General features: G+C 63.1%; 21 protein-coding genes. 9 read left to right on the plus strand and 12 right to left on the minus strand.

Features of this window, described 5'->3' with window-relative positions; all coding sequences use genetic code 11:
- Positions 1 to 101 precede the first annotated feature (101 nt).
- From JH15_RS08425 to JH15_RS08445, 5 genes are all read left to right on the plus strand, one after another.
- Positions 102 to 281: a hypothetical protein gene (locus JH15_RS08425; protein ID WP_043529384.1), complete on the plus strand. Its 180-nt coding sequence runs from the start codon at positions 102 to 104 to the stop codon at positions 279 to 281.
- Between the two features lies 1 nt (position 282).
- The gene (locus JH15_RS08430) at positions 283 to 1,770 is read left to right on the plus strand and encodes a sodium:solute symporter family protein (RefSeq protein ID WP_043529386.1); all 1,488 of its coding nucleotides are present in this window, start codon (positions 283 to 285) and stop codon (positions 1,768 to 1,770) included.
- Between the two features lie 142 nt (positions 1,771 to 1,912).
- A complete protein-coding gene (locus JH15_RS08435; protein WP_043529388.1) occupies positions 1,913 to 2,938 on the plus strand; it encodes a TRAP transporter substrate-binding protein in 1,026 nt (341 codons plus the stop codon).
- A gap of 9 nt (positions 2,939 to 2,947) precedes the next feature.
- The gene (locus tag JH15_RS08440; RefSeq protein WP_331280868.1) at positions 2,948 to 3,478 is read left to right on the plus strand and encodes a TRAP transporter small permease; all 531 of its coding nucleotides are present in this window, start codon (positions 2,948 to 2,950) and stop codon (positions 3,476 to 3,478) included.
- On the plus strand, positions 3,468 to 4,757 hold the full coding sequence (locus tag JH15_RS08445) for a TRAP transporter large permease (RefSeq protein WP_043529390.1): 1,290 nt from the start codon (positions 3,468 to 3,470) through the stop codon (positions 4,755 to 4,757). The genes JH15_RS08440 and JH15_RS08445 overlap by 11 nt, the downstream gene beginning before the upstream one ends.
- Positions 4,758 to 4,810: 53 nt before the next feature.
- Here the strand turns inward: JH15_RS08445 and JH15_RS08450 are convergent, their stop codons facing one another.
- Positions 4,811 to 5,728, minus strand: coding sequence for a helix-turn-helix domain-containing protein (locus JH15_RS08450; protein ID WP_043529392.1), 918 nt, complete (start codon positions 5,726 to 5,728; stop codon positions 4,811 to 4,813).
- A gap of 133 nt (positions 5,729 to 5,861) precedes the next feature.
- Between JH15_RS08450 and pobA the strand changes: the two genes are divergently transcribed.
- A complete protein-coding gene (gene pobA, locus JH15_RS08455) occupies positions 5,862 to 7,049 on the plus strand; it encodes a 4-hydroxybenzoate 3-monooxygenase (protein ID WP_043529394.1) in 1,188 nt (395 codons plus the stop codon).
- Positions 7,050 to 7,133: 84 nt separating this feature from the next.
- On the opposite strand, the gene JH15_RS08460 is transcribed toward pobA, so the two are convergent.
- The 8 genes from JH15_RS08460 to JH15_RS08490 form a co-directional block, all read right to left on the minus strand.
- Positions 7,134 to 9,635, minus strand: coding sequence for an insulinase family protein (locus tag JH15_RS08460; RefSeq protein WP_043529396.1), 2,502 nt, complete (start codon positions 9,633 to 9,635; stop codon positions 7,134 to 7,136).
- A complete protein-coding gene (locus tag JH15_RS08465) occupies positions 9,623 to 11,482 on the minus strand; it encodes a S9 family peptidase (RefSeq protein ID WP_052383980.1) in 1,860 nt (619 codons plus the stop codon). Before JH15_RS08465 ends, JH15_RS08460 begins: the two co-directional genes overlap by 13 nt.
- Positions 11,479 to 12,645 (minus strand): pyrroloquinoline quinone biosynthesis protein PqqE, encoded by a 1,167-nt coding sequence (gene pqqE / locus JH15_RS08470; protein ID WP_081948950.1) that lies wholly within the window; start codon positions 12,643 to 12,645, stop codon positions 11,479 to 11,481. The genes JH15_RS08465 and pqqE overlap by 4 nt, the downstream gene beginning before the upstream one ends.
- A complete protein-coding gene (gene pqqD, locus JH15_RS08475; RefSeq protein ID WP_043529398.1) occupies positions 12,638 to 12,925 on the minus strand; it encodes a pyrroloquinoline quinone biosynthesis peptide chaperone PqqD in 288 nt (95 codons plus the stop codon). The genes pqqE and pqqD overlap by 8 nt, the downstream gene beginning before the upstream one ends.
- Positions 12,922 to 13,710, minus strand: a complete 789-nt coding sequence (gene pqqC / locus JH15_RS08480) for a pyrroloquinoline-quinone synthase PqqC (RefSeq protein ID WP_052383981.1) — start codon at positions 13,708 to 13,710, stop codon at positions 12,922 to 12,924. The genes pqqD and pqqC overlap by 4 nt, the downstream gene beginning before the upstream one ends.
- Before the next feature lie 61 nt (positions 13,711 to 13,771).
- Positions 13,772 to 14,701 (minus strand): pyrroloquinoline quinone biosynthesis protein PqqB, encoded by a 930-nt coding sequence (pqqB, locus tag JH15_RS08485; RefSeq protein ID WP_043529400.1) that lies wholly within the window; start codon positions 14,699 to 14,701, stop codon positions 13,772 to 13,774.
- A 158-nt stretch (positions 14,702 to 14,859) separates the two neighbouring features.
- The gene (gene pqqA, locus JH15_RS17765; RefSeq protein WP_081949007.1) at positions 14,860 to 14,931 is read right to left on the minus strand and encodes a pyrroloquinoline quinone precursor peptide PqqA; all 72 of its coding nucleotides are present in this window, start codon (positions 14,929 to 14,931) and stop codon (positions 14,860 to 14,862) included.
- 357 nt (positions 14,932 to 15,288) lie between these two features.
- Complete coding sequence (locus JH15_RS08490; RefSeq protein WP_043530562.1) at positions 15,289 to 15,654, minus strand: hypothetical protein; 366 nt, start codon at positions 15,652 to 15,654, stop codon at positions 15,289 to 15,291.
- A gap of 193 nt (positions 15,655 to 15,847) precedes the next feature.
- Between JH15_RS08490 and tal the strand changes: the two genes are divergently transcribed.
- Positions 15,848 to 16,804 carry a transaldolase gene (tal, locus tag JH15_RS08495; RefSeq protein WP_043529402.1) on the plus strand — a complete coding sequence of 319 codons (957 nt, stop codon included), beginning with the start codon at positions 15,848 to 15,850 and terminating at the stop codon, positions 16,802 to 16,804.
- Positions 16,805 to 16,807: 3 nt separating this feature from the next.
- On the opposite strand, the gene JH15_RS08500 is transcribed toward tal, so the two are convergent.
- The 3 genes from JH15_RS08500 to JH15_RS08510 are packed head-to-tail and all read right to left on the minus strand — an operon-like array spanning position 16,808 to position 18,821.
- Positions 16,808 to 17,122 carry an AzlD family protein gene (locus JH15_RS08500; RefSeq protein WP_043529404.1) on the minus strand — a complete coding sequence of 105 codons (315 nt, stop codon included), beginning with the start codon at positions 17,120 to 17,122 and terminating at the stop codon, positions 16,808 to 16,810.
- Positions 17,119 to 17,829, minus strand: a complete 711-nt coding sequence (locus tag JH15_RS08505; RefSeq protein ID WP_043529406.1) for an AzlC family ABC transporter permease — start codon at positions 17,827 to 17,829, stop codon at positions 17,119 to 17,121. The genes JH15_RS08500 and JH15_RS08505 overlap by 4 nt, the downstream gene beginning before the upstream one ends.
- Positions 17,826 to 18,821 carry an LLM class flavin-dependent oxidoreductase gene (locus tag JH15_RS08510; RefSeq protein WP_043529408.1) on the minus strand — a complete coding sequence of 332 codons (996 nt, stop codon included), beginning with the start codon at positions 18,819 to 18,821 and terminating at the stop codon, positions 17,826 to 17,828. Before JH15_RS08510 ends, JH15_RS08505 begins: the two co-directional genes overlap by 4 nt.
- 206 nt (positions 18,822 to 19,027) lie before the next feature.
- On the opposite strand from JH15_RS08510, the gene JH15_RS08515 reads away from it, so the two are divergent.
- Both JH15_RS08515 and JH15_RS18210 read left to right on the plus strand, forming a co-directional pair.
- Entirely contained in the window at positions 19,028 to 20,650 is a 1,623-nt protein-coding gene (locus tag JH15_RS08515; protein ID WP_043529410.1) for a BCCT family transporter, read from the plus strand.
- A gap of 81 nt (positions 20,651 to 20,731) precedes the next feature.
- On the plus strand, positions 20,732 to 20,896 hold the full coding sequence (locus JH15_RS18210) for a hypothetical protein (protein WP_197053294.1): 165 nt from the start codon (positions 20,732 to 20,734) through the stop codon (positions 20,894 to 20,896).
- Positions 20,897 to 20,914 lie beyond the last annotated feature (18 nt).

Consider the following 20,914-nt stretch of genomic DNA (forward strand, 5'->3'; position numbering starts at 1 on the left):
AGGGCGCCTACCGAGCGGTGGCGCCCTTTCCTTTTATCATCAACTAACCTGATGATGTCTCGGGACAATCGTATCGATCCAAGGTGTAAGAGGAGGCAAGCATGCAGCGACGCAGGGCGATCTGGCTGGTCTGGTTGGTGGTGGCACTGTGTTATCTGGTGCCCTACACGCTGCTATCGCATATCCAGGCATGGTACGGCAGCTTCCTGTTCTGGAGCCTTGCAGGATTGGTGATCATCGCGCTCAACGTCTACATCACACGCGACCTGGGGGGCAAGTGACATGAGTGCCTCGCTCATCTGGTGGTCGGTGGTGATCTACCTGGCCATTTCCCTGCTGCTCGCCGTGCTTTCCCGGCAGGCCAGGGCCCCCGATATGGCCGGTTATTTTCTGGGTAACCGGCAGATGAACGGCGTCGTCTCGGCGCTGAGCTATAGTGCCACGACATACAGTGCCTTCATGATGGTGGGCCTGGCCGGGCTGACCTATGCCGGTGGGGTCGGGGCGCTGGGCTTCGAGATCGTCTATTTCGCGGGGGTGTCGCTGGTGGCTGTCTTCGGGCCGCGGTTCTGGTCGGTGGGCAAGGCCTTCGGCTTCATCACGCCCAGCGAGATGCTGGGTTACCGCTATGCCAGCAAGCCCGTGGCCATGGCCGTGGCCCTGGCCAGTTGCGTCTTTCTGATTCCCTATGCAGCGGTTCAGCTGGCGGGTGTCGGTTACCTGCTCGAAGGGACCACCCAGGGCGCCATCGGCTTTTCGACCGGGGTGGTGTTGGCGACCGCCATCGCGATCGCCTTCTCATTCATTGCAGGTATCCGTTCGGTGATGTGGACCGACTCGCTACAGGCGCTGGTGATGATCGTGGTCTCCACGTTGGTGGCATGGCTGGTCATCCAGGGGCTGGGCGGCTTCGGCGCCTTGTTCGATACCCTGGCCAATGAGCATCCCGAGTCGCTTGCCGTACCGGGCAGTGGCCTGTTCAGCTTCGTCACGTTTCTGGGACTGACGATACCCTGGTTCTTTTTCAGCGTGTCCAATCCGCAGGTCAGCCAGCGCTTGTTCATGCCGTCGTCGATGCGAGCCATGCGACAGATGTTGATCGGTTTCCTGGTCTTCGGCTTCGTCTATACGCTGGTCTCGGTCCTGTGGGGCTTCTCTGCATTGGCAGCCTTTCCGGGGCTGGAACGGGCAGACCTGGCAACGCCCACCTTGCTGGGGTCGCATTACGTCCCGCCAATCCTTGGCGTGGTGGTAATGATCGGCATCATGGCGGCCGCCGTGTCGACCATCGATTCGATCATGCTGACGCTGTCCTCGATGCTGTCCCGCGATGTCTACGCTCACCTCCGCGGTGCCAGCGAGACCCGGCAGTTGCGCGCCGGTCAGGCCGTGATCCCCATCATCGCCCTGGTGGCGCTGGGCTTTGCCGAACTCGAACTCGACTTGATCGCCATGCTTTCGGTGGCGGCATCATCGGGGCTGGTTTCGATGGTGCCGGCCATCATCGGGGCGTTTTTCTGGCAACGCGGTACGGCCGCCGGTGCGCTGGTCAGTATCATCGGTACCAGCCTGTTCGTGCTGTTCGTCTACGCCAGCGGCAATGCCGTGCTGGGCCTGCCTGCCGGCATCTGGGGCATCGTTGTCTCCAGCGGCCTGTTCGTTGGCGTCAGTCTTCTCGGCCGGCCTCCCCATGAGCGGGCAGCGGCATTTCTGGCCGCAGCTCAGGGGGCCGGCGCCGAGGACTCCCTGCGTCAAGAGAGCGATGGGTAAAGGTATGTAGCGAAGCTTAGACTAAGGTCGCTTTTCGCTGAGCCTCCGGCTGGTTTATGTTCGTCTCTGTATAACGAACGCATGTTCTCTATGCGAACAATTAAGGCGTATCGAGAACGCTACGACCGGCCGGAGGAATCCCATGACTACCAAACTGACCCGCTGCCTACTGGCGCTGTCCATTGCCAGTGCCACCCTGTCATCGGCGCAAGCGGCAACGACCCTGCGCATGGCACACTTCTGGCCAGGTGCGTCAGGTATCAATCAGGATATCTTCGAAGCCTGGGCCAATACCGTCGAGGAGGAGTCCGGCGGTGAGCTGCGTGTCGAGAATTTCCCCTCCGGCACCCTGGCCAAGCCGGATGACCTCTACGAGGCTGCCGTGAACGGTATCGCCGACATCAGTATCACCGCACAGGGTTATACCGCAGGTCGCTTCCCGCTCTCGCAGATCGTCGAGCTTCCCGGCGTCTCGGATTCCGCCAGCCAGGGGGCCTGTATCCTGCAAAGCCTCTATGAGGATGGTCACCTCGCTGAAGAATACGCCAACACCCGACCGCTTTATATGTTCACGACCGGGCCGGGTTATATCCACACCACCGATACCGATGTCCAGACCCCGTCCGACCTGGCGGGCCTGCGCATCCGTCGGCCCACCGCGGTGGCCGGCGATATCCTCGAGAACCTGGGTGCCAGCCCGGTGGGCATGCCTGCGCCGGATATCTACACCTCCATGCAGCGCGGCGTCATCGATGGCCTGAGCTTCCCCTGGGAAGGCATGAAGGTTTTCCGTCTCAACGAGCTGGCCGAATACCACACCCAAGTGCCGTTCTACTCGCTGATCTTCGTTGCGACCATGAGCCAGCGTACCTACGACAGGTTGAGCCCAGAACAGCAGGCGGTCATCGATGCCAACTCCGGCATGAAGTGGGCCGAGGTCGCCGGTGATGTGTTCGATGGACTCGACAAGGCCGGCAAGCAGGAAGCCGAGGAAGCCGGTCATACCATCCGCGTCATCGACAATCCGCTCGAGAACCCGGACTGGCAGCAGCCGCTACAGGACGGAATCGACAATTATCTTGCCGAGCTTGAAGCGCGCGGCCTCGACCAGGCTCGCGACGTCTACGATGCGGCCCTCGAGGCGCGTCAATCCTGCCCGGCCAGTTAAGGGGCAGGCATGATGCAAGCCAGGCTCGAACAGGCCGGTCTCGTACTGGCCACCCTGTGTCGCGTCATCGCCGGCATCGCCCTCGTGGCGCTGCTGGCGGTCACCATTACCGACGTGGGGACCCGTTATCTTTATCGACTGACCGAAGGCGCCATCGCCCTGCGGGTGACCGGCAGTGTCGAGCTGGTCAGCTACCTGATGCTGTTCTCGCTGCTGGCTGCCATGGCAGCCAACGTGGAGCGCAGCCAGGTGGTGGTCGAGGCCTTCTCGCATGGCCTGTCGTCATCGATCAAGGCCCGCCTGCATGGCGTCTATCTGTTGGGATTCGCCGCCTTGGGATTGGTGCTGTTCATCGGCCTGATCGATGCCGGCGGGGCGGCCGCTCGTCATGGCGAAGTGACCCAGGACCTGCGCCTGCCGATGGGCCCCATCTATTATCTGGCCGCGTGCCTTGGCCTGTTGCTAGGCATACGTAGCCTGATCCATGCCGTATTGAGCGCTGTCTTCGGCGTCGAAGGAGAAGAAGCCCATGGGGAGTGAAATGATCGGCGCCGTGGGCCTGGGCTGCCTGCTCCTGCTCATGGTGCTGCGTGTACCGGTGGCATTGACGATGCTGCTGGTGGGCATCGTCGGTTTCTCCCAGGTGATCAGTTGGGGCGCGGCCATCTCGATGCTCAAGTCGGTACCGGTCGAGGTGCTGTCCAACTACAGCTTCAGCGCCGTGCCGATGTTCATCCTGATGGGCGTGCTCGCGGCGCACTCGGGCATGGCCGGCAAGTTGTTCGATTCCACCCGGGTGATCTGCGGTGGCTGGAAGGGCGGCCTGGCGATCGCTGCGGTGGGCTCGTGCGGCATCTTCTCGGCGATCTCGGGCTCGTCGCTGGCCACCGCCAGCACCATGACCCGAGTCGCCCTGCCGGAAATGGAGCGCTACGGCTACAACCGTGGCCTGGCCACCGGCGCCCTGGCGGCCGGCGGTACCCTGGGAATCATGATCCCACCGAGTATCGCGTTGCTGATCTATGCCATCCTTACCGAGCAGTCGGTGGGCGACATGTTCATGGCTGGCCTGGTGCCGGGGTTGATGGGCCTGGTGATGTATGCCCTGACCGTCAGCGTGGTGATGCGCCTGAAGCCGTCGCTGGCGGTGGCCGGCGAGCCCACTTCATGGGGTGAGAAGTTCCGCTCGATGACCGGGCTGGTGCCGTTCTTCGCCGTGTTCCTGGTGATGATCCTGGGGATCTACTTCGGGGTCTTTACCCCGACCGAGGGCGCCGCCGTCGGAGCCTTCTCCACGCTGCTCTACGCCCTGGTCAAGGGCATGCGCTGGGGTGGGCTGTGGCGCAGCGTGCAGGAGACGCTGTCGCTCTCCGCCGTGGTGTTCTTCATGCTGGTGGGGGCCGAGACGCTGGGCTACTTCATCTCGGTATCGCGGATCTCGTTCTCGATCAGCGATATTCTCTACGGCATGGATCTCGCCCCGATCGTGGTGGTGCTGTGCATCCTGTTGCTGTACTTCGTGCTCGGCATGTTCATGGACTCGATCGCCATGCTGGTGATCACCGTGCCGGTGGTTTACCCGATCATCCAGTCGCTGGGCGTGGATCCGGTGTGGTTCGGCATCATCACCGTACTCACGGTGGAGCTTGGCCTGATCACGCCCCCGGTGGGCATGAACGTGTTCGTGATCAAGGCGATGGCTCCGCACGTGGGACTGGGCGAGATATTCAAGGGCGTGACGCCATTCATCGTCTCGGATTTCATTCGCCTGGCGCTGTTGGTGGCCTTCCCGGTCCTGACCACGATGTTCCTCCTGTAGGCACGGCCTCTGCAATCGGCTACTTGCCCCGTGGCGTCACGCTGCGGGGTTTTTTATTGGCGGCCTGTCGCCCGGCGCTCCAGATGACGTTGGCGAAACGCCTTCGGCGTCAACATCGTGTGACGCTTGAAAAAGCGAGTGAAGTAGGCGGGTTCGGAGAAGCCGAGGGTATCGGCGATCTGGCTGATCGTCATGCTGGTGTAGGTCAGTTCACGCTTGGCTTCGAGCAGCAGTCGCTCATGGAGTATCTGCAGTGCGCTACGGCTGGCGAGACGGCGGCATAGCGTATTGAGATGCGCGCTGGTCAGGCCGAGTTGCGCCGCCAGCGACTCGACGGAGGGCTGCTCGCGGTACTGGGCCTCGACCAGTGAAAGCAGATTGTTCAAATGGGCCTGGCCGCGACCCGTCGGATTGATTGCCTTGGCACTCACCTGACGGCGGGTATCGGTACGTCGTATGAGATGGATCGCCAAGGCCTCGAGCAGTGCATTGAGCAGTAGGTCGCGCCCCGGAGCCGGGTAGCGATACTCATCATGCAGCTGGGCAATGAGCTGAGCGACCCGCCTTGCATCACCTTCGCGGGTAAGCTCATGGAAGGCGGGCCTGCCAAGTCCCATCGACGCTGGGCCGAGGCGTTGGCTGAGCGTTTCCACCAGCGGTTTGGCGAGGGTCACGATATGCCCTTGGATCGACTGCGAGAAACGAAACCCATGGATGGTCATGGCCGGGATCACGATCAATGCCGGCCCCGCGATAGGCTGAGGATTGCCTTCGATTTCCAGCGTCAACTCGCCGCTTTCGATATGCAGTATATGCAACAGGTCGGCGTGGCGATGCGCTCGGATATGCCAATCATGGCGGCGACTACGCTCGGCGATCGACTCGCAATGGAGCAGATCGGGGGTGGGCCAGTGGCGGGTCTCGCCGTACAGCTTGAAGACCGGCACCGTGTCGGAATGGGGAGTGAGCATGGTGGCCTTTCGTTACGACTAAAGTCGATTCTGGATCCTGTAAAAGTCCAAGTTTTCAGCGGCAATATGCCTTATTTCGCCCTGCGAAACATAGAAAAATACAAGGAATGATCGCAAGTCACGAGGCATAGCCATGCGAACCCAAGTCGCCATCATCGGTGCCGGGCCTTCCGGCCTGTTGCTCGGTCAGCTGCTCCAACGCCAGGGCATCGACAACATCATCGTGGAGCGCAAGAGCGGCGAATACGTGCTCAGCCGTATCCGCGCGGGCGTCCTCGAACAGGGTATGGTCGACCTGTTGCGTGAGGCGGGTGTCGAGGAGCGGATGGATGCCGAGGGCCTGCCGCATGACGGCTTCTCCCTGGCTTTCGACAATCGCCGCGTACGCGTCGACCTTGCCGAACTGACGGGCGGCAAGAAAGTCATGGTTTATGGCCAGACCGAGGTCACGCGCGATCTAATGGCCGCCCGTGAGGCCAGCGGTGGCCAGACGATTTACGAGGCCGACAACGTCCAGCCGCACGCGCTCGATAGCGACCGGCCCTACCTCACCTTTGAAAAAGACGGTGAAACGGTACGCCTGGATTGCGACTATATCGCCGGGTGCGATGGCTATCATGGTGTGTCTCGCCAGTCGATTCCGGCGGAGCGCATCAAGACGTACGAAAAGGTATATCCCTTCGGCTGGCTGGGGCTGCTCTCCGATACGCCACCCGTCTCCGACGAGCTGATCTACGCGCGTCACGAGCGCGGCTTCGCCCTGTGCAGCATGCGTTCCGAAACTCGCAGCCGTTACTACGTGCAGGTACCTCTCGACGAGAAGGTCGAGAATTGGTCTGACGCGCGTTTCTGGGAGGAACTGAAACGGCGCCTACCCGAGGATATCGCCGCCAAGCTGGTCACCGGCCCTTCGCTGGAGAAGAGCATCGCGCCGCTGCGCAGCTTCGTCGTCGAACCCATGCAGTATGGCCGCCTGTTCCTGGTCGGGGATGCGGCGCATATCGTGCCGCCTACCGGCGCCAAGGGACTCAACCTGGCAGCCAGTGACGTCAATACGCTCTATCGCTTGATGGTCAAGGTCTATCAGGAAGGGCGCACCGACCTGATACCCCATTATTCTCAGACCTGCCTGAAGCGTATCTGGAAGGCCGAGCGATTCTCATGGTGGATGACCTCGATCCTGCACACGTTCTCCGATCACGCGGACTTCGACAGTCGCATGCAGCAGGCCGAACTCGACTATGTCACTTCATCCGAGGCAGGGCTCACGACGCTTGCCGAAAACTACGTGGGGCTCCCCTACGAATCGTTGGAATCCTGACGCGTCCCTGACCGAAATAAGGTGACTCCTGGTCCTCTTGGCGGCCTCTCCATTTCCCGAACGCCGCCGTGCGTTCGGGTTTTTTCATTCCCAACGCCGACGTGCCGGAGCATGCCCCCACCATTGGCCGGTCAAGGTGCCCTCGGCGAGCTGTTCGCCAAGCCGAGCCAGGGCGTCGGGGGCCAGGCTGGCAAGCGCTTCCTGCTCGGCCAGCCATGGGGTTTGCGGCGCGCTGCCCTGTCGTACGGCGTGCCATAGCCTCAGGCGCGTTTCGCGCTCGGTTTCCGGTGCGCCCCAGCTGACGCTGAGCCAGCGGCAGCGCTGGATGAACGCCTCTGGCGCCAGGCGTGCCAGCGCAGGACCCTGCTGAACGACGAAGTCGACGATGGCGCGACGCAGCTCAGGGATATCGGCCCCAGGGGACTGCACCACGTAGCCGATCCGCGGCCAGCCGCCGGCCTCTCGGTAACGAACAGCGCAGGCATAGCCCAATTGACGCTGCTGACGCATCTCGTGGCAAAACGCGGCGTCGTGACACTGGGCCAGTAACTGGAACAGCGCACGACTCTCTGCGCTGGCATCGGGGGCATCGACCTGCAGCATCAAGGCCCGGTCGCCGTCATGGGCAGCGAGCCATTGGGTCGGCCATTCACTTATCGCTGTTTCAGAGACCGGGTGACTGGCAGAACGGGATGCCCTGGGGTCGCCAAATGCCACGGGGTCGGGCAGGGAGGCGAGCAGTGCCCTGGCGGCGTCCAGCGCCGTCTCGGCATTCTGATTGCCACCTGCCCAGGCCAGTTGCTGCGGCAGGGCCGACTCAAGAGCGGTGCCAGAAAGCGTGTATGCTGGCAGCGGCTGGGAATCCAGCTGTGCCAATAGGCGCTGGGCGAGAAGGCCGTGCGAGGGGATATCGGCATGCGCGGTGCTTCTCAGCGCTTCGTCGGCCTGGCGAGGCCAGGCGGCAACGGCCTGTTCGAGTCCGGAAACGAGCCGCTCGGCGTCGCCCCAGGCGAGCAGCCAGTCGCCATGGCCGTCTCCGCCCAGAGTTAACTGGATTCCTTGATGACGCGCCGCCTGACGCAGCGCCAGGGTGCGCTGTAGCCAGCGCGCCACTCGGTCGGGTTGATCCATAGCCGAGGTAGGCCAGGCGATACCCAGGAACGCCTCGTCCAGGACCGGTTCGCTGCCCCACCAAAGGCGTTGACGCTCACTCGTCTCGTGCCAGGGGGCCGGGTCGCTTGCTCCTTGGGCGATGGGGTGGCGCTTGTCCAGGATAGGCGACAGTGACACGGGCCAGGGCGCGGCATCGACATCAGGCGACAACCGGCGCAGACGTGTACCGGTCTCGGGGTTCACGTCGATTGAAGCATGCGTTGCGGGCATCGGTTCCAGTACGCGACAACGTTCAGCCGCGAACGCATTATCGGTAGGTATCCCCGCCAGGTTGGCTGACGCTTGATTGTCTGCCAGGGCCAGGCGTACGGCTGCCTGCCGGGGCCAGCGGTCGAGATCGAGCTCGTCAGGACGAGGCATGGCTGCCGGTAAATGCGATGAGAGGTGTGCCACCCGAGCCTGGCAGGTAGCAAGGACCGGTTCGATCTGACGCAGGCCGGCAACGGTCAACGTCAGGGTCAAGGCCACGACCGGGGCCGTTCCATCGATCCGCAGCACGGCGTCCATGTCAAGAATGGCACCATGCTGGCGCAGGGTGGCGGCCAGCGTCCCATCACAGAGCGCCGCCGCCAGGCGCGCCCCTTTTCGGTACTGCTCTTCGCTGAGCGGTTCGGATAAGGGCCAGATGAGTTCCAGCATCGGCTGGGATGCTTGCGTATTGGGCAGCCCCCACTGAATCCGGGCAGGCGGTGCCCAGCGCCAGTGACGCTCGGGATGGGGCGCGGTTCCTTGTTGAATCGTCGTGGCGGCATGTGCGAGCCACTCGAGCTGGCGCTCGGCGGGTTGAGGGCCCAGCAGCACCAGGCTGAACCGCTCGGCTCGATAGTGGGCTCGATGGAAGGCGGTGAGGGCGTCGGCGCATTGCTGGAGGCCGCCTTCGAGACTGCCGCGGTGGCCGTGATGCAACCGATGGGCGGGATGATCGGTATGGCAAAGCAGGCCGAGAGCGGCCTGACGGTGAAGGTCAGGGTCGGCAAGCCGGGCCTGAAACTCGGCGTCGATCACGGCGATTTCGCTTTCGATGCTCGAAGCGGCCAACCGGGGATGCACCATCAGCTCGACCAGGCGGTTCACCCCAGTCTCGGCACTGTCCGGGGGCAGCGTGACATGCACGTCAGTGACGTACTCGTCGGTATGGGCGTTATAACGACCGCCCTGTTCAGCCACCCAGGCGGCGAAGTCACCGGCTTCAGGATGGCGTGCCGAGCCCAGGAACAGGGCATGTTCGAGGAGATGGGCGAGGCCCGGCCACTCGGCCGGTTCGTCGAGATAGCCCACCCCGACTGCGGCGACCAGACGCGACTGGCGCGCACTGGGCATTTCCACCGCCAGCAGGCGGGTGCCGCTTTGCAATCGACGTTCGAGCAGGCGGCTGCCTTCGGGCAGGGCAGGAAGGCCGGTCATTTCGTGCATGTTGTCTCGCTAGCGTGGACGGCGAAGAACGCCAGTTCGCTGGCGATCATGCGGCGCCGGTTATCGGGATGACGAATGCCATGCCCCTCATGGGTAAACAGTACCACTTCGACCGTCAGTCCGCGCTCCCGCAAGGCCTCGGCCATGGCGTGGGTCTGCTCGGGTACCACGATACTGTCGCGTTCGCCCTGGAAGAAGATGACCGCGCCCGCAAAACTCGACAGGCGGTGAATGGGGCTCATGCGTCGCTTGGCGTCGTCATCGCCGAGCAGCCAGTCGAGATACCCCGATTCGAAGCGATGGGTCTGGCTGGCAAGACGCTGTGCATCGGTGACCCCATAGAGGCTGGCGCCGGCCCTGAAGCGGTCGCTTCCGGCCAACGCATTGAGCACCGTGAACCCGCCAGCACTCTGGCCGCGAATGTAGCAACGCTGGGGGTCGGCGATGCCGCGCCGGGTCAGTTCATCGGCCAGGGCGACACTGTCCTCGACATCGAGACGCCCCCACCCGCGGGCGAGGCGCTCACGATAGGCGCGGCCGAAATTCCCGCTGCCACGCGGGTTGAGGTCGGCGACGACATAGCCCTGCCGTACCCACCAGCGCACCAGCGGGTCGAAGACCGGGTAACAGGCCGCCGTCGGCCCGCCATGAACGCGTACGATCAACGGGGCGGGCCCGGCATCGGGTGTATCGGGAAAATAGACGAAGGCCGAGGTCGCTTCGTCAGGCGATATCGCGGCAGTGACGGTATGCGGCACAGGGGGATCGCCAGCGGTGGGCAGCGCCTGAAGCACCTCGGGCGATTCGCTCCCGAATTCTGGTCCTGCCAGCGCGATACGCTCGAGCCGGGCGGCATGGGCCGGCCCCTGGGTGATGGCATAGAGCCAGTCATCGGCCTCGGCCAGCCCCACGATTCGCGTCGAATCGGGTAGCAGCCGGCGTTCATCGTGCCCTTGACCACTTACTTGCCAGAGGGTGGCGCTTCCCTCCACGAAGCGCACCAGCACGCCGGGCCCATCGCGCCGCCAGACGTGATGGCATTCGCCCAATTGCCAGGGGGTTGGCGCATGATCGGCATCGCTTGTGCCGGTTCGATGGGCTGTGCCGTCCTCGATCCGATAAGGCTGCCACCAGCCGCCATGGTCGCTCAGGGCAACCAATTGTCCATCGGGCCGGAACCGTGGCTGCGTCACCGCCGCGCCAGGGTCCCACACGGTGTGTCCGATCACATCGCCTGCGTCATTCAGGTCGGCGATGCATAGGCGGGCCCGTTGCCAGGGCATGTGAGGCAATTGCCACTCGACCCAGGCCAGTCGCTGGCCATCGGGGGAGAGCGCCGGCGCGCCGTAGAAATCGCTGCCCGCCATTATGACCCGCCGTCCTGTCGCATCGAGGGCCACCAGGGCCTGGCTTGCCTCGCGTGCGCTACCGGTCTCTTCCACGGCGAGCAGGCGATGGCGCACGGGGTCGGCAAGCAGGCCGCCGTAGCGACTCGCTTCGCGGTTCCACCAACGCTCGAGGTGCGGCATGGAGGCGGACGAGTCAGTCGAGACGCGATAAAGCGTCTGGTCGCTTCCAGCCACGAAATAGGCATGCTCACCCAGGCGGGCATGCGCTCCGCCACCATAGCCGTTGACCCGACTCGATACATCGAGCGTGGTCGGCGTGAGTGGGTGTGCCTGGCCCCCGTGCCAGTGCCATAGCCGCCGGGCGCCTGTCTCTGCATCGGCGGCCAGCCAGTAGGCGCCGGTCTCGTCGGCACGTAGGTCAGCCAGGCCGTCGGCCGGGCGCGCCGCTTCGGCAAGCGCCGCTTCTTCAGCAGCCTCGTCAGGCGTCGATTCGCTCATTCGCGGCAGAACACGCGAGATTCATGCACGTTGCGTGGCGTCAACGCGACGGCCTGGCGGTGGTCGGCGGCCGCCTGATCGCGAACTGCCTCGATCAGGTGATGATCGGGAGACAGTTCGCAGACCGGATCGGTGGCCGTGGGGTCGCCGGTCAACAGGTAGGCCTGGCAGCGGCATCCGCCAAAATCGGTGTGTCGCTCATCGCACTCCCGGCAGGGCGAGGGCATCCAGGCATCACCGCGAAAACGATTGAATTCCGGGCTGTCGTACCAGATGGATTCCAAGGGCTGATCGCGCACATTGGGAAAATCCATCGGCAACATGCGCGCACTGTGACAGGGCAGGACAGCCCCATCCGGCGCCACGGTCAAAAAGATCGATCCCCAGCCGCCCATGCATGCCTTGGGACGCTCGGCGTAGTAGTCGGGCACCACAAACAACAGTCGCATGTCACGCCCCTTCTCGGCCAGGCGTTCACGCCAGCGCGCCGTAGTGGCCTCGGCGATCTCGAGCTGTTCGCGGCTGGGGAGAAGCCCCTCGCGGTTGAGGTGGGCCCAGCCGTAGATCTGGCAATTGGCGAGTTCCACGGCATCGGCACCCAGGTCGTCGCACAGGGCGATGATGGCATCGAGGTCGTCGATATTGTGCCGATGCAGCACGACGTTGAGTACCATGGGATAGCCGGCAGCCTTGACGGCCCGGGCCATGGCGAGTTTTCTGGCATGGGCCTTGGGCGAACCGGCCACCGCTGCGGCGATCTCGGGGTCACCGGCCTGCAAGCTGATCTGAATGTGGTCGAGCCCGGCGTCGCGCAGCGCCTCGATGCGTGTCTCATCGAGTCCCTGTGCCGAGGTGATCAGGTTGGTATAGAAGCCCATCTGACGGGCTTCCTGCACCAGCGTTTCCAGATCGCGGCGCACCAGGGGCTCGCCGCCGGAAAAACCGAGCTGCACGGCGCCCATGGCGCGCGCCTGGCGCATCGTCTCGATCCACTCTTCGGTGGTGAGCTCGTCGCGGTAGGCGGCGAAATCCAGCGGGTTCGAGCAGTACGAACACTGCAGCGGACAGCGATAGGTGAGCTCGGCAAGCATCCACAAAGGGGCGCCGGTGCCCATGTCACCCACGTCGGGGCGAGCTGCCGACGGTTGGGCAAGGTCAGTCATGGTAGATCCAGCCCTGTTGTGAGGCATCGGTCAGGAATTCGCGGACATCGTGGCCGAGCGCGTCGGCCGGTACCTCGGGATATTGCTGGCTGAGGGCATCGATCAGGGCAGCGACATCTCGCTGGCCATCGAGATGCGAGAGTATCGCTCCCGCACTGTCGTTGAGCTGCACCATGCCCTCGGGATAGAGCAGGACGTACCGGCCCTGGGCTTCCTCCCATTGTAGACGCCAACCCGGGCGTAGCCGGTATACGATATGGTCTTCGGCGCTTGCGTTCATGACAGCCCCCGGTGCCAGACGCGCTGTTCCGTCACGCTATGGTAGGGCGGGCGATCGAGCTGGTAGGCCAGGGTCATGGCATCGAGCATGCTCCACAGCACATCGAGCTTGAATTGAAGAATGTCGAGTGCGCGCTGCTGGGCGGCTGCCGTCGTGCACAGGTCGAGTGCCAACTGAAGTCCGTGGTCGACATCGCGTCGTGCCTCGCCGAGACGCTTGCGGAAATAGCCGTAGCCGGATTCGTCGATCCAGGGGTAGTGCGTTGGCCAGGTATCCAGTCGGCTCTGGTGGGCCTGGGGGGCAAAGAGCTCGGTGAGCGAAGAGATGGCGGCCTCGCGCCAGTCGGCCCGCCGCACGAAATTGATATAGGCATCGACGGCAAAACGTACCCCGGGCAGCACATGCGTTTGCGAGTTGAGCTCGTCCCGAGTGAGACCGACGGCCTCGCCCAGGGCCAGCCATGCTTCGATACCGCCGGTATCGTCGCCGTAGCCGTCATGATCGAGCAGGCGCTGTACCCATTGGCGCCGCGTGGCGGCGTCCGGGCAGTTGGCCAGCAGCGCGGCATCCTTCTGCGGGATCATGATCTGGTAATAGAAACGGTTGGCCACCCAGCCGCGTATCTGCTCTGGGGTGGCGCGGCCCTCGGCCATGTCGACCTGGTAGGGGTGGTGAATATGGTAATACTCTCCCTTGGCCAGAAGCGCTGCCCGGAATGCCTCGCGGTCGAGGGCCATCTCGGGAAACGATGAATCGGCCGGTAGCGGCGATGCGAGTGATGGCATGTCTTGTTCCCGGTTCAGTAAGTCATTGGCGCTGAGTGATCGGCCTCGCTGCGCGTGTGGGTCAGGGCGTGATTCGCATCCCGTCGTAGGAGACCTCGATATCATGACGCCGTAGCTCGGCTCGCTCGGAGGAACCTTCATCGAGAATCGGATTGGTATTGTTGATGTGTATCAGAATGCGCCGAGTCGACTCGGGCAGGGCGTCCAAGGTCTCGAGCAGGCCATGCTCACCCGCCAGGGCCAGATGGCCCATGTCGCGTCCTGTGGCCCGGCCGACACCGGCACGCTGCAGTTCGTCGTCGTGCCATAAGGTGCCATCGACCAGCACACAATCGGCACGTGCCAGCCAGGCGCGGGTCTCGTCATCGACCAACCCTAAGCCCGGCGCATAGAACAGTGAGCGCCCGTCCCGCGTGTCCTCGATCAGCAGGCCAATATTGTCTCCTGGCGTAGGGGAGCCGCGCCGAGGGGAGTAGGGCGGTGCATTGCTGGTCAAGGCCACTGCCGTGAAAACGAGACCGGGACAGCTCGGGACCTCGAAGCGAGCGTCGTGATGCTCCTGGTCGATGCCGATGCGCTGCCAGCTGAGCCCGCCTTGCCAGTGTTCGAGCATCGGAAACAGGGGAAAGCCGCTGCTCAGATCCTCATGCACATTGGGCGTGCACCAGACATCGAATGGGCAGCCTTCGCGCAATGACAACAGGCCACTGGCATGATCGATCTGTCCGTCCATCAGCAGCACCTCGGCGATGCCGGTATCGCGAGGGCCGCGGCGAGGATGCAACTCGGGGGTGGCCGCGATCTGGGCGCGAATGTCCGGTGAGGCATTGCACAGGAGCCACCGCTCGCCGTCGCTGCTGATGGCGATCGAGGATTGCTGTCGAGCCGTCAGGGCGGAATCACCCTGGCGCACACGCAAGCAGTTATGGCAGTTGCAGTTCCACTGCGGAAACCCCCCGCCCGCCGCCGAACCCAGAACCACTACATGCATGCCGTCTCTCCTTGTCGCTAAGCAAGGTTGTCACCAGCGCGGTGGATAGCCGGTGACTCTCCTGCCGATTACGCCTTCCCTGGCGGTTCATACGCAGAAACGCTCCGGCTAAGCGGAGCGTCTCTTGCGTTTACTTCGTCTTGCCGATTGGCATCGCCTTAACGATTGGCAATGTACAGTGTGACCTCAAAGCCAAGACGCAGGTCCTTGTAAGCCGGTTTAGTCCACATGAGCGCTCTCCCTATCCTACAGATCGGTGGGTTCAGGGCAACGCCAGCCAGCGTTGCCTAGTCTATTAAGTCCTAGTGGTCGGTTGCCTCGGGGTCAAGCCATTGCGAGGTCGCGTCACACAATTGTCTCGCAGCATGGATTGGAAACGTCTATCGGGTATATCTAACCAATAAATTGGTTAGATGGATGCTGGGCTCGTATCGTTAAGGCGTCTGATGACCAACCAGACGCTTCATTGCTGCATCGCTAGCGGTGCACCCCTGTTAGATCCATCTTGTGGCCCGCCTATCCCCTAGGTGGGCCTTTTTTTCGAGATCGATAAGCCTGCACTGCCCTGTGAACCTACACGTAACGGATCACTTGAATCGGGGGTCGGTGTCGCGCTGCTTGACTTCGTAGTGCCCTTCCAACACATGCTGGCGGCCAGCGTGTCGGGAAGCAGTGAAACCATCATCGATATCCTGGGCTTGTCCGGCACGCATCCGTTCCATGCGCTTTTTCATGCGGTGGCGAAGAAAAGGCAGCATCGCCCAGCCGACGAGCAAGAAAAACAGGCCGAGCAGGGTCCCGACGATCATCAATATGCCGAACAGCAGCCAGGTCACAGCCAGACGCAGCCCACTGGCTCGCCCCCGGAAGCGGTCCTGGCGCGCCCGCTCCCGCCATTGCTGGGCGGCCTGCCAGGCAGGATTGCGGTGAGGGTCGCGGTTGCGATCGATCATATCAAGCTCCGATAGGCACGCTGACTGCCCGATGGCAGCCATCTCAGGGTCTTGTCGATTGGAACACGCATCGGCCACTTCGTTCCGGATCTTGTACCGCCTATGATGACTTTCATGGCCGGTATCGGCAGACTCACCCACGCCACGAGATATCCGGCAGACTCGACACGAACAGGATCCCCACGGAGTGACCATGACGACACGACTCGACGCCCTGAAACGCCACTCATTGGTGGTGGCCGATACCGGCGATCTCGATGCCATCCGCCGTTATCAGCCCCAGGATGCCACCACCAACCCGTCGCTGCTGCTCAAGGCCTTCGATCTGCCGGGTTACCAGGAGCTCATCGATACGGAGCTGGCTGCGGTCAAGCGCGAAGGTGGCGATGCACAGCATCAGGTCGATCACGCCGTCGAGCGGCTCGCCGTGATGAAAGGCAGCGAGATTACCAAGCTGGTCCCCGGGCGCGTCTCCACCGAGGTGGCGGCCAAGCTCTCCTTCAACACGGACGCCAGCATCCGCAAGGCACATGAGCTGATCGAGCTCTATGACAAGCGCGGCATCGGCCGCGAGCGGGTCCTGATCAAGCTGGCCTCCACGTGGGAAGGCATCCGCGCGGCCGAGCAGCTCGAGAAAGAGGGCATCAACTGCAACCTGACCCTGCTGTTCAGCGACGCCCAGGCCCAGGCCTGCTTCGATGCCGGGGTGTTCCTGATTTCCCCGTTCGTCGGTCGCGTCACCGATTGGTACAAGAAGGAGACCGGCAAGGACTATGCCCCCGACGAGGATCCCGGTGTGGTCTTCGTCCGCGGCGTGTGCGAGCGTGCCGGACGTGGCGGATACGACACGGTGGTAATGGGTGCGAGTTTCCGCACTACCGGCCAGGTGTTGGCCCTGGCAGGCTGCCATCGCCTGACTATTTCACCGGCGCTGCTCGAGGAGCTCGCGGCCGAGGAGGGCGATGTCGACAAGCGTGTCGATTTTCCCGCCGCAGGCGAACGTCCTACGCCCATCGACGAATCGACGTTCCGCTGGGAGCATAACCAGGATGCCATGGCCAACGATAAGCTGGCCGAGGGCATTCGCCGCTTTGCCGACGACCAGGTCCAGCTCGAGCAGCGCATCGCCGAACGTCTGACTCAGCTCTGAGCGTCAGCCGATCCAGAATCGCCACAGGGCCGCTGTGGCGATTCCCATAGCAATGGCCGGCAATGGCTTGCGCAGTACCAGCATGACTCCAAGGGTGGCGAGCAGGGCCATGCGTGCCCCCCAATCGCCCTCGATCGCCATGGGCGTGATCACGGCCACCAGCACCGAGCCGGCCATGGCATTGATGAAGCGCTCGACCCGTGGCCCGATCGGCACGCGTGACATGACCAGCAATCCGCCGGTACGGGTCAGTGCGGTCACCACCGCCATGAGCAGGATGGCGACGATCGAGCCCAGCAACGGGGAGGACAGGCTCATGCCGACGCCTCCTGTTCAGCAGGCTTGCCAGGAAGCAGCAACCCGACCAGCCCCCCTGCCAGCGCTCCGACGATCACGTGAGAATGTGGCGGTAGCCAATGCATGGCGGCCAACGCCGCCAGTGCTGCCGCGCCCCAGGGCAGCAGGATGGACAGGTCGCGCTTGCTGCCGACCAGCATCGACAGCAGAAAACAGCCCATGATCACGTCGAGGCCGTAGCGCTCGGGATCAGAGATACCGCTACCGAACACCACGCCGAGCAGGGTGCCGATCATCCACGCCACCCACAGGGCGATCCCCCCGCCGACCAGTATGCCGACATTCGATTCGCCCCGCTGATAGTCGGCTGCGGCCATGGCCCAGTTGGAGTCGCTCATCACCAGGACGCTGGCGTAGCGCTGACGGGCGGGAAGGCCGCGGAGCCAGGGGTAGAGCGCCGCCCCCATCAGCAGATGCCGCGCATTGATGGCGAATGTCGTGGCCATCAACGCGACCAGCGGAATCCCGGGCCCCCACATGTCGATGGCGGCGAACTGCGACGCGCCGGCAAAGACCAGCGCGCTCATCAACAGCGTTTCCAGCCCCGACAGGCCGTTCTGCAGCGCGGCCACACCGTAGGCCAGCCCAAACACGATCACGAACAGCGACAGCGGGGCCATGCGCTTGAGACCGGACACGATGCCGGCCCGGTCGAGGTAGGCACTCATCCCCGGCAGACCTCGCTGACGATCTCGTAGGAGCGGAGCCGGTCCTCGTGCGAATAGAGATCGGAGTTGATCATCAACTCATTGGCGCCGGTGCGCGCCTGAAATTCCTCCAGTCCGGCCCGGACCGTATCGGGCCCACCGATCACGGCGGCGCCCAGGAACTGGTCGACCTGGGCCTGTTCCATGGGCGTCCAATCGAGCTCGTTGACCGGCGGCAGCGACTGGGTCCGCTTGCCACGGATCAAGTTGAGGAATTTCTGCTGGGCGGTGGTGGCAAGGTAGTGGGCCTGGGCATCACTGTCGGCGGCGATCACGGGCATGCCCACCATCGCATACGGCTCATCGAGCACGGCCGAGGGGCGGAACTGCTCCCGATAGAGCCGTAGCGCCTCGAACAGGTAACCCGGCGCAAACTGGGCGGCAAAGGCGAACGGCAACCCCAGGCGGGCGGCGAGTTGGGCGCTGAACCCGCTGGAACCGAGTAGCCACAGCGGAACATGGGTTCCCTGGCCGGGGACCGCCTTGACCCGCTGTCCCGGCTCGGCCTCGCCGAGAAAACGTTGGAGTTCGGCGACCTGGTCGGGGAAGTCGTTGACCCCTGAGCGTGGATCCCGGCGCATGGCGGCAATGGTCGCGCCATCGGAGCCGGGGGCACGCCCCAACCCTAGGTCGATGCGCCCTGGATAGAGTGTTTCCAGCGTACCGAACTGCTCGGCAATGACCAGCGGGGGGTGATTGGGCAGCATGATGCCGCCGCTGCCGACCCGGATGCGATCGGTGGCGCCGGCGACATGGCCGATCAAGACCGCGGTCGCGGCACTGGCGATGCCATCGATATTGTGATGCTCGGCCAACCAGAATCGGGTGTAGCCGAGGCGCTCCGTTTGCTGAGCCAGGTCGACTGTCTCGCGGAAGGTATCGGCAATGCTGCCCCCCTCGCGAATCGGCGCGAGATCGAGGACGGAAAGGCGTGTCGAGGAGAGTTGGCTCATGGCGTACCTATGGAATGAAATATTTAGCCTGCTTTCGAACTATCTTCAACGCTATGGGGGCGAAGTGCCAGTGTTGCAAACACTCCGAGGCAGCATAATCGGCCGAATGTATTGTTTCGTATCGTTAATTGCCTCTCCTCGGGGCCAGTGTTACTGCTGACTATGCGCTACGCTCTATCTTTTTGGACATATGACAAGGAGTCGACATGGCCAAGCCTGGAGGGCATCGAGTTTTCTGGATTTCCGCCGCGATCATCGTGGCATTGGTAGCGATTGGCGCAGCGTTCCCCGAGCAGTTCGGTGGAGCAGCGGAAGCGGCACTGAGCAGCACCATTCACGTCTTCGGCTGGTTCTACCTGTTTTCGGTATTTGGCTTTGTGATCTTTCTGTTCGGGCTGGCGCTGAGCAAATACGGCAAGATTCGCCTGGGACCGCAGGATAGTACACCGAGTTACAGCTTCTTTTCCTGGGTGAGCATGCTCCTGGCGGCGGGTTTCGGCGTGGGGCTGGTGTTCTACGGCATGGCCGAGCCGATGATGCACTACATGGAACCGCCTTTCGGCGACCGCGAGCCGGAAACCGAAGCCGCCGCCCGTTACGCCATCCAGTACAGCTATTTCAACTGGGGCGTGCACCAATGGGCTGCGTTCTCCGTGGTCGGCCTGATCATTGCGTATTTCCAGTTTCGCAAGGGGCAGGCGGGGCTGGTCTCCTCGGTACTTTCTTCGATGACCGCCAAGTATCCCAATGCCCGGCGTTATGCCCCGGCCCTGGATATCTTTGCCGTGGTCGCCACGGTCATGGGGGTGGCCACCTCATTGGGGCTGGGTACCTTGCAGGTCAATGGCGGACTCAATGCCGTCTTCGGGATCCCCGAGAATACGCTGTGGCAGTTCATTATTCTGTCCTGCATGTTCGTCGCCTACATGGCCTCGACCTGGTCGGGGCTCGACAAGGGCATCAAGCGTTTATCCAATCTCAACCTGGCGCTGTGTCTCGGTTTGATGGCTTATGTGCTGTTCACGGGGCCGACCCTGGCGATCCTCGAAACGATCACCCTGGGGATCGGCGACTACCTGCAGAACATGATTGGCATGAGCCTGCGTATCTCGCCGTTCAGCGACAATAGCTGGATCGGTGACTGGACCGTTTTCTACTGGGCGTGGGTGATTGCCTGGTCGCCCTTTGTCGGCACGTTCGTGGCCCGCGTCTCCCGTGGCCGGACGATTCGAGAATATGTGTTCGGGGTGCTGATCATGCCGCCGCTGCTGGCTTGTTTGTGGATCGGCGTCTTCGGCGGAGCGGCACTGCACATGGAGTTGGGTAGCGATGCCGGCCTGGCCGCTGCAACCCAGGACAACATCACCGTGGCGCTATTCGAAATGTTCGACCTGATGCCGTTCTCGACGGTGCTGTCCAGCGTGACCATGTTGCTGATCTTCATCTTCCTGGTCACCTCGGCGGATTCGGCCTCCTACATCGTCTCGCAGATGACCGACAATGGCTCGATCAATCCACCGCTGTACAAGCGTATCTCCTGGGGGGTATTGATCGCCGCGATCTGCCTGACCCTGATTGCTTCAGGCGGCTTGACCGGTCTGCAATCCGCCGCGGTGCTTTCGGCGCTGCCGTTCACCTTCATTCTGTATCTCATGGTGGTGGTGCTGGTGCAGGAGCTGCGTACCGATCGCAAGGCAATGTTGACGGCCCTCTATCGTCGGCACGGCGATACGCCGGTAGGTGCCGATCCGTTCGAGGCGGAATCCTTGGGCGAGGACGACCGCTACCGTCGGGCACCGTCAGTGATCAATCGACGCATCAACCACTGATCCGTGTGTTGCAGTGGCCGTCCCGCCAGCGTTGGGCTTATCATGCAGGGATCCGTAAGAACGAGACCGGTGATCCCTGCCATGCAAGACCGCAAGCCACGACACGGTGCTACCCGGCGTCGCCCGTCGAGAGCGCAGCGCTCGACGGGGCCCTCCCTAGATATGTGGCTGGACCGCCTGGTGGATATCGCCGTCACGATGGCGCTGATCGTCGGCATGGTGGCCCTGGCGGTCACCTATCTCTGATGTCCAGCTCAACGGGGC

Source organism: Litchfieldella xinjiangensis (genome assembly GCF_000759345.1).
Classification (GTDB): Bacteria; Pseudomonadota; Gammaproteobacteria; order Pseudomonadales; family Halomonadaceae; genus Litchfieldella_A; species Litchfieldella_A xinjiangensis.